This window comes from Pseudomonas sp. MS01C9, from assembly GCF_058202755.1.
Window position 1 is genome coordinate 1198115 of record NZ_CM177073.1, and the last position, 12668, is coordinate 1210782.

Consider the following 12668-nt stretch of genomic DNA (forward strand, 5'->3'; position numbering starts at 1 on the left):
GGGGGGGTACGGCACCGTCGTACCTCCCCTTTTTCTTCGCCAAGGCCCCGTATGAAACTCCATTTCACCGCACTCTCCATTTCCCTTTCATGGGCGCTGGCCGATGCCGTAGCGGCCACGTCCGACGACCTGACTCGGGTACCGGCTGGCTTCGAAGCCCTGGTCGAGGGTCAGGTGGAACAACTCGAGCTGCAACTGTTCAATCGCAACCTCGGCCTGCATCCAGTGCTGGTCCGGCCCGGCCGGATCGAATTCCAGCAACCGGAACGCATCGCGGCCCTGCTGGTGGAGGCCGGCGCGCTGGCCACGCCCCAGGAACTGTTGCCACTGCTGTCACAGCCCTTGCCCAGCAACAGCCAACTGGCCTGCTCCTACGGTCTGGCCAGCGAGGCGAGTTGCGGCTATCTGGAAACCGAGGCAGTGGCCGTGATCCTCGACGAGGCCGGCGCCCGGCTCCAGGTGCTCCTGCGCAAGGACTGGCTGCCCACCAACGAGGCCTCGACCCTGCGGTTGCATACACCGAGCGAGGCGCAGAACGCCCTCGTCCACCGGCAGAACATCAATATCGCCCAGTCCGACAGTTACCGTGCCCTTGGCGCCAGCGGCCTCGGTGCACTGGGCCTGGGTGAAAACAGCCACCTGGGATTCACCTGGATCTACCAGGCCAACCAGAACAAGCGTGGCAGCGACAGCAACCTGGAATTCAACAACGCCTATTACCGGCGCGATTTCGACCGCGAACACTATGCACAGGCAGGTCGCATGGACATGAGCAACCTGTCCAGCGCCGAAGGCGGCAACTTCAATTTCAGCCTGCTGCCCCTGGGCCGGATCGACGGTGCCCGGGTCGGCACCACCCTGGCCTACCTCAATCGCGATGTCGTCGGGCAGGGCACGCCTATCTCCCTGATCCTGACCCAGCGCGCCCGCGTCGACGCCTTTCGCGGCGAGGAATTGCTTTCGACGTCTTACCTGGATGCCGGCGTGCAGAACGTCGACACCCGCACCTTCCCCAACGGCAGTTATCCGGTGACCCTGCGGGTGATCGAAAACGGCCAGGTGACCCGTACCGAAACCGTGCCCTTCAGCCGCACCGACGGCAACGGCCTGGGGGATGACACCGTGCAATGGTTCTTGCAGGGCGGGCGCACGGCCGAGCACTCCCTGTACGAACAGGACCCCGCCGCCGTGGTCCAGACCGGCCTGCGGGTGCCGTTGCTGGACAACCTGGCGCTCACCAGCGGCATCACCTGGCTGGACACGGCCTTCTACAACGAAAGCCGCCTGGACTGGGCCGGTACGCTGGGCGCCAGCAGTTGGTCATTGTCGGCCGCTATCCTGGAGGGCAATGACGGGGCGAGCGGCAACAGCCAGCAATTGACGTTCAACCATGGCCTGTCCTGGAATCTCTATCGCTACTCGCTGCGCAGCCCGTCCTGCGAGCACAACCGGCGTACCTACCAGCAGAGTGGCTGCAACGAATCGCTGACGGCCAGCGCCTCGCTGCCCCTGGCCGGCGGCGCCCTCAGTGCCGGCTACAGCTACAACCGTTATGCCCAGGTGAACCCTTCCTATTACTGGAACACGTTGCCCGGCGAGCCGGACCTGACCGACGAACTGACCACCGCGACCTGGGCCCGCACCCTGCAGGTGGGCTTCTCCCGCGGTCATCCCCTGGGGCAGTTCCACCTCACCCACCGGGTGGGCGCGTTTCGCAACCAGAGCGGCAACCGGCCCACCGACCACGGCGTGTACCTGAGCCTCAGCCTGTCCCATAACGAGCGCTCCACCTCCGGCGGCTTCCGGCATAGCAGTGTCGGCATGGACGCGCGCCGCGAACGGGCCGCCAGCGACAGCGTGCGGACCAGCCTGGCCCACACCCGGGTCTGGGACGGCGAACAAGGTCGCAACGAACTGAACACCGGGCTGGGTTACGACGACCTCGGCCGCTGGGACGCCGAACTGGCCGGGCGCCTCGAGCGCAGCTGGGGCGAAACGAGCCTGGCGGTGTCGCAGCGTGGCGGCGACCGGAACGATTCACGCCCCGGCCTCAGCGGCAACCACTCCTCTTCCCTGGCACTGGGGCGCGAGGGTTTCTTCTGGGGCCACGGCCAAGGCGGTACGGGCCCCGGAGCCGCCGTCGGCATCGTCGCGGCGCCGGCGGACAATGCAAACGGTGCCGCGGCCAAGGTCAGTGGCGGCTACGGCTCACAGACCAGCATCGGCTTCGGTGAAAAACGGCTGATTCCGATCAATGGCTTCCAGGTTTCCCAGACTCGCATCAGCGATGCCGATGCCTCGCGCCAGAACCTGAGCACGGTGAACGTCGGCAACGGCAGCCGCGACTGGTTCCTGCCACCCGGCAAGCTGGCGGTGCAGTACATCGAATCCAGCCTCAGCTACACCTACGTCGGACGCCTGGTGGATGCCCAGGGCCAACCGCTGGCACAGGCCGCCATCCTCAACGCGGCGATGATGGAAACCGCCGAGGACGGCAGCTTCGTCGTCGACCTGGCCAAACACCCGCAACCGTTGTTCGCCCTGGACCTGAACGGGGTGCACGCCTGTGCCGTGCAGTCGGCGACCGCGCGCAGCAGCTTGCGGCAGGTCGGCACGCTCACCTGCCATAGCACCACCCTGGACGCATTGCCGAAGGACCTGAACGACCCCGATCGACTGGGACGCTGGACGGCACGCCGCAGCGCCGCGTTATCGCCAGACAAGAGAAACCTGCCATGACTTCGACCTTTCAACGTTGGGCGCGTCGCCTGGGCGCACTGATCGGCGCGTTCGCTGCGCTGCCGGTGCTGGGGGACATCCATCCCGGCAACCACTATCAATCCGAGATGCTGCAGTTCGACCGCTCGACTCCGCCCGCCGATCATTACATCTGGACGCGAATGATCCATGGCTGGCACGAACAGCCTGTGGAACATTCGAGCTACAGAACGATGCACTTTGTCTGCCTGTCCAACACCGCTCCCGCGACAGGCCAGTGCCTGACCACCGCCGGAGGAAGGTGGGGCACCACTGATATACTGCTGCGTTTCACGGAAAAACGCAGTCGACTCTCCACGGTTTTGACTGTCAAGGGCAACATCATACGCAGACACCCGCTCAACAGTCCCTGTGGTACGTGGGGAGAAAGCATCTGGATGCTGACATCAACCTCATCCGGGAACTGCGAGGGCGTAGATGTGACGGGCACGGCCTCCACCCTGTGGATTCCTCGCTCGGAACTCGCCAAATTGCCCTCCGGTGGCATCTGGACGGCGCAGTTGGTCATGAAGCTCAGGAGGTTCTACTCGCAGCCTATCGGAAGCGCCCATACCTACACCGTCGACTTCAAACTGGACGTCACCGACCACAATAACGTGCAGATCTACCTGCCCGCCTACGGCATCAGCACCCCGCAGGTGGACCTGAACCTGCGCACCCGGCCATTGAGCAGCGGGCCGGGCGGCGTGGTATCCGGCCAGGCGGTGGTCGATGCGTGCCTCTACGACGGCTATAACGCCAACAGCCACCGTTACGAGGTGCGCATCACCGGCGCCAACCCCGTGCCCGGCATGGAGGGCCGCTTCTTCGTGCACCATGCCTCCGGCGGCACGGGTGAGCGAAACCGGATCGAATACCGGGTTCGCACCCGCACCGCCAACCTGGGGGAGACACAGCACGTGTCGGGACAAACGGTGGCCCATACCGGTATCGACAATGCCGATATCCGCGCCGTGCGCTTGCCCAACGTGCCCTTCCCGGTCGTGTGCACCCCATGGCCCATCACCCTGGATACACCGCCCTTCAACCAGATCGACAAGAACACCGGGCAATACCGGGGCGAGTTGAAACTGGAGTTCACACCGTCGACGACTTCACCCTGAGGCTGGCACTGGACAGAAGCTGCGCCAAGGCGCTTCTGTCAGGTCGTTCTTCTTGCAGTGACTGGCCTCATCGCGAGCGAGCTTGCTCGCGATGAGGCCGGCCACAACAACACAGCCCCTCCTAGTAAGCGGATTCCCGCTCACCCTCACGACACCGATAGGCGGTTTTCCGCTCATTATCCAACGCCAGCCCCTCTAGACCGGCCCTTCGTCTCCTGGCACAGCTCCTGCTATAGCCCTGTCAGGCTGCGTTTCCGCGCGCTCCACAAAAACAATTAAACGAAGGATCCTTCAATGGATAACTCCAACGCCCTGCCCCTTGGGTCGGCTGCCGTGCCCGCCCGTGAAAGAACCACCGCCAGCCGGATCAAATCGATCTTCAGCGGCTCGGTCGGCAACATGGTCGAGTGGTATGACTGGTACGTCTATGCCGCTTTCTCGTTGTACTTCGCCAAAGTCTTCTTCCCCAAGGGCGACACCACCGCCCAGTTGCTCAACACCGCCGCCATCTTCGCCGTAGGTTTCCTGATGCGTCCTATCGGTGGATGGCTGATGGGCCTGTACGCTGACCGTGCCGGCCGCAAACGGGCATTGATGGCGTCGGTGTACCTGATGTGCTTCGGCTCGCTGATCATCGCCCTGAGCCCCGGCTACGAAACCATCGGCGTCGGCGCGCCGATCCTGCTGGTGTTCGCCCGCTTGCTCCAGGGCCTGTCGGTGGGAGGCGAATACGGCACCTCGGCCACCTACCTGAGCGAAATGGCGACCAAGGAACGTCGCGGCTTCTTTTCCAGTTTCCAGTACGTGACCCTGATTTCCGGCCAGCTCATCGCCCTCGGCGTGCTGATCGTGCTGCAGCAGTTCCTCACCAGCGAACAGTTGTACGCCTGGGGGTGGCGTATTCCTTTCGCCATCGGCGCGTTGTGCGCGATCGTGGCGCTGTACCTGCGTCGCGGCATGGAAGAAACCGAGTCGTTCACCAAGAAGGAAAAGTCCAAGGAAAGCGCTATGCGCACCTTGCTGCGCCATCCCAAGGAACTGCTCACCGTGGTCGGCCTGACCATGGGCGGCACCCTGGCGTTCTACACCTACACCACTTATATGCAGAAATACCTGGTGAACACCGTCGGCATGAGCATCTCCGACTCCACCACGATTTCCGCTGCCACGCTGTTCCTGTTCATGTGCCTGCAGCCGGTGATCGGCGGCCTGTCGGACAAGATCGGGCGCCGGCCGATCCTGATCGCCTTCGGCATCCTCGGCACACTGTTCACCGTGCCGATCCTGACCACCCTGCACACCATCCAGACCTGGTGGGGCGCGTTCTTCCTGATCATGGCCGCGCTGATCATTGTCAGTGGCTACACCTCGATCAACGCCGTGGTGAAAGCCGAACTGTTCCCCACTGAAATCCGCGCCCTGGGTGTCGGCCTGCCTTACGCCCTGACCGTGTCGATCTTCGGCGGTACCGCCGAATACATTGCCCTGTGGTTCAAGAGCATCGGCATGGAGACCGGCTACTACTGGTACGTCACGGCGTGCATCGCCGTGTCGCTGCTGGTGTACATCACCATGAAGGACACCCGCAAACACTCGCGGATCGTGACCGACTGATCACCGAGGTGCACAAAACGAAGGGGCGAACCTACTGGGTTCGCCCCTTTTTCGTTCGGTATCGAAAGATTTATCCGACATTAATCTCTGGTTAATGCCTGCCTCTCATTCTCATCCTCAACAGAACGCCGTTGACCTTGCCGGTGATGAGTTTTATCGACCGCTGGGCCTCTGCCGCCTACATATCTATTTAACCGATTGTTTTAAGCATTTTTTTGCGCTTTTTAATCGATTTAACAAGCGTAACATAAGTTTCAACCCCAAGGCGTCCAACGCCAACCACTTCGGAGTACTGACATGAAAACCAAACTGATGATCGCCCTGACCCTGTCGATGCTGGCTGCCAACACCTTCGCCGCCGATGGTTATGACAAGACCGGTTCCGCCGCCTTCGGCTCAGAGGCCAGCGCCGCCATCGAACGTAGCCACGTCGGTAGCTATGCCGCCGATGGCTTTGACAAGACCGGCACCGCAGACGCCATTGCCGCCGACGGTTTCGACAAGACCGGCACCGCAGACGCCATTGCCGCCGACGGTTTCGACAAGACCGGCACCGCAGACGCCATTGCCGCCGACGGTTTCGACAAGACCGGCACTGCTGAAGCGATTGGTTGATGAGTGGGTATCAAGAGATCGCCGCCTCTGGCAGCGACGGCAGGACGGTTAAGATCCCGTCGGCGTTGCCAAAGGTTGCGATCTTTCTTGCACCACCAGAACTGGAAATAAATGCCCTGGCCTTGCACTATTGGCCCCTTTCGAAAGCGCTTCCAGGGATCGCCCGCCATGCCCGATGACATCCATTTCTATGAACCCGCCAACGGCCACGGCCTGCCCCATGACCCGTTCAATGCCATCGTCGGCCCGCGCCCTATCGGTTGGATCTCTTCCCAGGATGCCGAAGGCCGCCTGAACCTGGCGCCCTACAGTTTTTTCAATGCGTTCAACTACATCCCGCCGATCATTGGCTTTTCCAGCGTCGGGCGCAAAGACAGCCTCAACAACATCGAACAGACCGGTGAGTTCGCCTGGAACCTGGCCACGCGGCCGCTGGCCGAGCAGATGAACCAGAGCTGCGCGATGGTTGCACCCGAGGTCGACGAGTTCGAACTGGCGGGTTTGACGACGGCCGCGTCGCGGGTGATACAGGTGCCGCGCGTCGCCGAAAGCCCGGTGTCCTTCGAATGCAAGGTCACGCAGATCATTCAGTTGCAGCGGGCGGACAAAGGCCTGGTGCCGAGTTGGCTGATCCTCGGCGAAGTCGTCGCCGTGCACATCGCCAAGTGGCTGTTGAAGGACGGGATCTACGACACCGCTGCCGCCGAACCGATCCTGCGCGGCGGCGGCCCGGCGGATTACTTCCAGCTGGGCCCCGAGGCGTTGTTCAAGATGCATCGCCCGAAGTAGAGGGTCGCCACAGGTGCAGACCCGTTCCCGAGCCCAACAGGCGACGCGGGTTTACCAGAGCAATCCGCCATCCTCGCTGACGCCCTTGAGGTGGGTCAGTTGCACGGCTGCGGCCTCATCGGCCTTGGCGGCGGTATCGAAGGTCTGCTCTTCGAGCACCTTGTTGAAACGCGGCGCACCGGCCCCACCGATGGCCTTGGTGGCGATGGCGGCATGGTAGCCGCCCCCTTCTTTGGGGATGACGGCGGAGACAGCTTCGAAGGTTTCAAAGGCTTTACGTGCCATGTGTACGCATCCTGGCGGTGGAAATGACCGCCATTAAACCTTCAACCGGCCAGTTTGTGTACCGCCGCCAGGCACCCTTCGGTCGCCTGGGTGGCAGACACTTCCCGGAACGTATGGAAGTCCAGGCTGCTGACCACCAGGTCCTGCACCAGTTCGGCGAAAATGCCCATGGCCGGGGAATTGAAGTAGGCGTCCATCGATTGCTGATCGGTCCAGAGCCCCGACACCAGCCACAAGTCGGCGTCGCATTGCGATTGTTGCAGGGCAAAGTGGATGCAACCGGGGGCCTGGCGCGAGGGCGCGATCAGCGTGCTCAGGCGTGCACCCAGTGCCCGGGAGCAACCGGACCGGGCCCGCACGAAAGCCATGTGACTGACGGGGATCTGCTTAGACATGTTCAACCCTCCCAGGTAATCCGTTGTGCAGCCGGGGACAGGCTGCGACAGGATCAAAGGTTAAGCGCCACGCCACCAGGTTCGTTAGTCGATTTCTGCCGACCCCTTGCACAATCCTGCGTATTGCCGGCGCCAGATACGGCGATGGCACCACAGGGACCCGGGAAATTGAGACAAAAGGTTTCAAGCAAGTTTCAGGGATATTCCCGCGCGACGACACGGCGAGCCGTGCAGGATCAGGCAAGCTTTCAACAGGATGTGGCTACCGCTGCGCCTTGCACAAACATAAGCTTTGCCCATCGCCCCTGACATTCGAGGATCCCGGCATGTCGCCGCTCGACCACGCCCACGCCCCCCTGGACTCGCATCAGGAACAACAGCGCGCCGAACTGGCGTCGATCATCGATCGCAATACCAGCGAAGACGGCAGCTACGCGACCGCCATCGGCTCGCTGCACCTGGGACGCCACAGTCGGCCCCATGAGTTTGCGACGGCGCTGGCACAACCGGCGCTGTGCATCATGGCCCAAGGCAGGAAACAGGTGTACCTGGCGGATGAACTGTTCAGCTACGATCCGCTCCACTACCTGGTGGTTTCCGTGTCGGTGCCGTTGAGCGGGCGCATTGCCGAAGTGTCCCCCGAACACCCGATCCTGGCCCTGCGCCTGGACATCGATCCAGCGGAAATCACCGCCCTGATCGCCGACGCCGGACCGTTGGGAGTGCCGACCCGGCCTGCCGGACGCGGGCTGTATGTGGAGCGCCTGGACACGCCGATGCTCGACGCCGTGCTGCGGCTGGCGCGGCTGCTGGATACGCCGAAAGACATCGCCATGCTCGCGCCACTGGTGCGCAGGGAAATTCTCTACCGCCTGCTGCGCAGCCCACAGGGCTACCGGCTGTACGAGATCGCCATCGCCAACAGCCAGAGCCATCGCATCAGCCAGGCGATCAAATGGCTCAACGGTCATTTCGAACAACCGCTGCGCATCGATGACCTGGCCCGGGAAGTGAACCTCAGCGTCTCGACCCTGCACCATCGCTTCAAGGCCATGACGGCCATGAGCCCGTTGCAGTATCAGAAACAACTGCGCTTGCAGGAAGCCCGCCGGCTGATGCTGGCCGAGGGGCTGGAAGCCTCGGCGGCCGGTTATCGGGTGGGCTACGAAAGCCCTTCGCAGTTCAGCCGCGAATACAGCCGGTTGTTCGGCGCCCCGCCGTTGCGGGACCTGGCGCGGTTGCGCCTGACGGTCTGACGTGACTTGCCGCTGCCTGGCTCGGCCTCATCGCGACACCTGAGCCATCCAGAGCGCCTGGTCGATCTCGATCAGCGTCGGGCCTTGGCGGTCGCGGGCCGCCAGCAATGCGGCGCGCAAATGCTCCACGCCATCGATGGCTTGCGCAAAGCAGCCCAGGGCCCTGGCGACGCCGACAAAGTCCGGGGTGTAGATGTCTACGCCGACCTGCTCGATGGCGCGCCTGACCATGTATTTCTTGATCTCTTCGTAGCCCTGGTTGTTCCACAGCAGCACGATCACCGGTGTGCACGCCTCCACGGCGCTGGCCAGTTCCGCCAGGGTGAACTGCAAGCCGCCATCGCCGATCAGGCACACCACCGTCGGACGCCCCTGGCCCTGGTCCGTGCCGCCGAGCCAGGCACCGATGGCTGCCGGCAACGCGTAGCCGAGGGTGCCATAGCCGGTGGACGCGTTGAACCAGCGGCGTGGCTGTTCGAGATTGAAGGTCAGGTTGCCGGTATACACCGGTTGCGTGGAGTCGCCGACAAAAACCGCATCGGGCAGCGTCTGGAGAACGGTATCGAGCAACAGCGTCTGGGCACGGGTCGGGGCATCCCAATCCTGCTCCAGGGCGACGCACAAGCGCGCCACGCGAGCCGCGCCCCAATCGGTGTCGCGCTCAGGCAGCGGCAGGCGGCCCAGTTCGTCCAGCAAGGCCTGGGCGGCGGTACGGGAATCCGCTACCAGCGCCAGATGCGGCGGATAATTGCGCACGGTCTGGTCCGGGTCGATGTCGATGCGCAGCAGCGCACCGGGAATCTGGAAGCCGCCAGCGAAGGTAACGTCATAGTCGGTCTCGGCCAGTTCAGTGCCGACGGCCAGCACCACGTCCGCCTCGGCCACCAGCGCACGAGTGGCCACCAGGCTTTGGGTGGAGCCTATCAGCAAGGGGTGACGGGACGGCAACAGGCCCTTGGCGTTGATGGTCAAGGCCACTGGCGCACCGAGGCGCTCGGCCAGTTCGGTCAGCTGGGCCGCGGCATCGATGGCTCCGCCTCCGGCCAGGATCAACGGTCGCCTGGCGTTCGCCAGCAGGGCCGTCATGGAAGCCACGGCGGCCGGCGCGGCACCGGCACGGCTGATATTGACCGGCGTACTGGTCAGCAAGGCATCCGCTTCTTCAACCAGGACGTCCAGCGGAATCTCGATATGCACCGGCCGCGGCCGTCCAGCCTGGAACAGCGCGAAAGCCCTGGCCAGCACCCCTGGCAACTCGGCGGCGGACATCAAGGTGTGGGAAAACGCCGCGACACCACCCACCAGCGCACTCTGGTTCGGCAGCTCGTGCAGCTTGCCACGGCCGCCCCCCAGCTGACTGCGGGACTGGACGCTGGAAATCACCAGCATCGGAATCGAATCGGCATAGGCCTGACCCATGGCCGTGGCGATGTTGGTCATGCCCGGGCCGGTGATGATGAAACACACGCCGGGCTTGCCGCTGACCCGAGCATATCCGTCGGCCATGAAACCGGCGCCCTGCTCATGGCGCGGTGTCACGTGGCGAATGCTGGAGCCGGCCAGCCCACGGTACAACTCCACCGTGTGCACTCCGGGAATGCCGAATACCTGCTCGACGCCATAGCCTTCCAGTAACTTGACCAACACTTCGCCGCACGTTGCCATTGCCCCTGCCCTTTTCCAGTCTTGACGAGCCCCCGGCAGCCGCTGGCACAGAGCCTGTCTGCCTTGGGGATGGGGTTATTGGAACGGGCAGGCCATAGCGGCAACAATGGATAAAAAGTCATACTAGCCATGTCCTCACGTCATGACTCGGCTCTCTATGAAACGACTTCCTCCGTTGCCGGCATTGCATACCTTCCTGGTCACGGCCCAGTGCTGCAATTTCACCCGGGCGGCCGAACAGCTGCACATCACCCAGGGCGCAGTGAGTCGACAGATCGCAGGTCTGGAGGATCACTTGGGGTATGCGTTGTTCCAGCGCCACGCGCGCGGCCTGAGCCTGACCGCCGAGGGCCAGGCATGGCTGCCCAGGGTCCAGGAAGTGTTCGGCCTGATCAGCGATGCCGTGGAGCAGATCGGCGAGAAACGCCAGACCCTGCAGCTCAAGGCACCGACCTGTGTGATGCGCTGGCTGCTGCCGCGCCTGCTGCAATGGCAGAAGGAACGTCCGGACCTGCCGGTGAAACTGACCAGCACCGCTCGGCACGGTGTCGATTTCCAGCGCGAACCCTTCGACGCCGCGGTGATCTACGGTCAGCCGCCGGACACCTCGCTGGCCTGCCTGCACCTGTTCGACGAGCAACTGACGCCGGTGTGTTCCCGGTCGCAGCTCGAAGGCCCCGTGCCGCTGCGCACCCCCGCCGACCTGCAGCACCACCTGCTGCTGCACCCCACCGATGATGAGCGCGACTGGAATGCCTGGCTGGAAGCCGCCGGTGTGAAACTGGCCCGGATCGCCCACGGCCAGCATTTCGAGACACTGGACCTGGCCATGTCCATGGCCTCCCAGGGCACCGGGGTGGCCATCGGCGACTGGGCGCTGATCGGCGACGATCTCAAGGCTGGAAGACTGACGACACCGTTCGACCTGAAAGTCAGGACCGGCCTGGGCTACTACCTGGTCTGTCCACGCAGCGCCCAGGCTTCGCCAGCGTTGCAGGCGCTGATGGCCTGGCTGGTGGAACAGGCCCGCACTAGAGCAGATTAGGCGCCTGGGCCGGTTCCAGCTGGGCCCAGTGGGAGGTGTCTTCGCGGTGCTGCCGCAGATAGGGCAACACCGCCCCCAGCAACGGCTCCCTGAACGCCTCCTGGAAGCGATGGGCCAGACCCGGTATCAGTTTCAACTGGCTGCCCCGGATATGGGCCGCCAGGTGCACCCCGTGCATGACCGGCAACAGGGGATCGGCCGTGCCGTGGACCACCAGGGTCGGCACCTGCAGCTGGTTGAGCAGCGCTACCCGGCTGGGCTCCGCCATGATTGCCATGATCTGGCGCTTGACGCCCTCGGGATTGAAGGCCCGGTCGTAGGCCTGCGCGGCCTGGTGCAGCAACGCCTGGCGATCATCCACCACCATGGGACTGCCCAAGGCGGCCAGCAGGTCGGCCTGCTGCTCCAGGGCCATCTCTCGGTTCGGCGCACCGCGTCGCGACAGCAGTTGCACCAGCGCTTCGCTGGGCGCCGGCAGACCCTGGGCGCTGGAGCTGGTCATGATCAGGGTCAGGCTTTCGACCCGCTGTGGCGCCATGGCCGCCATGTGCTGGGCGATCATGCCGCCCATGCTCGCGCCCAGTATGTGAAAACGCTGCACTTGCAACGCGTCCATCAAGCCCAGCCCGTCGCTGGCCATATCGGTCAAGGTATAGGGCGCCGCCACCGGCAAGCCCAGCTTGTAGCGCAAGGCTTCGAACGTGAGGTTGGCGCTGCCGGGAGCCTGGCGCCAGGTGGACAGGCCCACGTCCCGGTTGTCGTAGCGAATCACCCGGAAGCCTTGCTCGCACAGGGCTGTCACCACTTCATCCGGCCAATGGATCAATTGCCCGCCCAACCCCATCACCAGCAGCAACGCCGGATCGGACGCACGGCCAATACTCTGGTACGCCAGGCTGACCTGGTCCAGATCGACCCGTTGGGTCGCGACATTGACATCACAACGAGACGCCGCCAACGACGGCAAGCCGAACATCAGGACGGCCAGGAAAATGAACACACGCATGAAGAAACACCAAAACGCAGAACCCCAGTAGAGCGCGAGTCTGATGAAATTCGTTCAAGCGCGCTGCCACAGTTGCGTGACAGTTTGATGAAGATTGCCGAGCGGTCGAATGCCCGC

At 63.6% G+C, this 12668-nt stretch carries 11 protein-coding genes; 7 read left to right on the forward strand and 4 right to left on the reverse strand.

Annotated features, from left to right (window positions below; all coding sequences use genetic code 11):
- The first annotated feature begins 51 nt into the window (after positions 1-51).
- The 5 genes from AC1M7R_RS05565 to AC1M7R_RS05585 all read left to right on the forward strand — a co-directional run bounded on the left by AC1M7R_RS05565 (position 52) and on the right by AC1M7R_RS05585 (position 6899).
- Complete coding sequence (locus tag AC1M7R_RS05565; protein ID WP_072395260.1) at positions 52-2739, forward strand: TcfC E-set like domain-containing protein; 2688 nt, start codon at positions 52-54, stop codon at positions 2737-2739.
- Positions 2736-3881 (forward strand): CblD like pilus biogenesis initiator family protein, encoded by a 1146-nt coding sequence (locus AC1M7R_RS05570; RefSeq protein ID WP_490610287.1) that lies wholly within the window; start codon positions 2736-2738, stop codon positions 3879-3881. Before AC1M7R_RS05565 ends, AC1M7R_RS05570 begins: the two co-directional genes overlap by 4 nt.
- A gap of 294 nt (positions 3882-4175) precedes the next feature.
- The gene (locus tag AC1M7R_RS05575; RefSeq protein ID WP_072395264.1) at positions 4176-5495 is read left to right on the forward strand and encodes an MFS transporter; all 1320 of its coding nucleotides are present in this window, start codon (positions 4176-4178) and stop codon (positions 5493-5495) included.
- A 297-nt stretch (positions 5496-5792) separates the two neighbouring features.
- The gene (locus tag AC1M7R_RS05580) at positions 5793-6110 is read left to right on the forward strand and encodes a hypothetical protein (protein ID WP_092180422.1); all 318 of its coding nucleotides are present in this window, start codon (positions 5793-5795) and stop codon (positions 6108-6110) included.
- 168 nt (positions 6111-6278) lie between these two features.
- Entirely contained in the window at positions 6279-6899 is a 621-nt protein-coding gene (locus AC1M7R_RS05585; RefSeq protein WP_072395267.1) for a flavin reductase family protein, read from the forward strand.
- A 51-nt stretch (positions 6900-6950) separates the two neighbouring features.
- Here the strand turns inward: AC1M7R_RS05585 and AC1M7R_RS05590 are convergent, their stop codons facing one another.
- Positions 6951-7184 carry a hypothetical protein gene (locus tag AC1M7R_RS05590; RefSeq protein ID WP_072395269.1) on the reverse strand — a complete coding sequence of 78 codons (234 nt, stop codon included), beginning with the start codon at positions 7182-7184 and terminating at the stop codon, positions 6951-6953.
- A gap of 41 nt (positions 7185-7225) precedes the next feature.
- Positions 7226-7579, reverse strand: a complete 354-nt coding sequence (locus AC1M7R_RS05595) for a putative quinol monooxygenase (RefSeq protein WP_072395271.1) — start codon at positions 7577-7579, stop codon at positions 7226-7228.
- 326 nt (positions 7580-7905) lie between these two features.
- Here AC1M7R_RS05595 and AC1M7R_RS05600 point away from each other — a divergent pair, with 326 nt between their 5' ends.
- On the forward strand, positions 7906-8835 hold the full coding sequence (locus AC1M7R_RS05600) for an AraC family transcriptional regulator (protein WP_072395273.1): 930 nt from the start codon (positions 7906-7908) through the stop codon (positions 8833-8835).
- Positions 8836-8862: 27 nt separating this feature from the next.
- Here AC1M7R_RS05600 and AC1M7R_RS05605 read toward each other — a convergent pair whose 3' ends face one another.
- On the reverse strand, positions 8863-10500 hold the full coding sequence (locus tag AC1M7R_RS05605) for a 5-guanidino-2-oxopentanoate decarboxylase (RefSeq protein WP_490610288.1): 1638 nt from the start codon (positions 10498-10500) through the stop codon (positions 8863-8865).
- A gap of 157 nt (positions 10501-10657) precedes the next feature.
- Between AC1M7R_RS05605 and AC1M7R_RS05610 the strand changes: the two genes are divergently transcribed.
- On the forward strand, positions 10658-11545 hold the full coding sequence (locus AC1M7R_RS05610) for a LysR substrate-binding domain-containing protein (protein WP_072432119.1): 888 nt from the start codon (positions 10658-10660) through the stop codon (positions 11543-11545).
- Here AC1M7R_RS05610 and AC1M7R_RS05615 read toward each other — a convergent pair.
- Positions 11532-12551, reverse strand: coding sequence for an alpha/beta fold hydrolase (locus tag AC1M7R_RS05615; RefSeq protein ID WP_072432118.1), 1020 nt, complete (start codon positions 12549-12551; stop codon positions 11532-11534). The genes AC1M7R_RS05610 and AC1M7R_RS05615 overlap by 14 nt on opposite strands.
- Between the last annotated feature and the right edge of the window lie 117 nt (positions 12552-12668).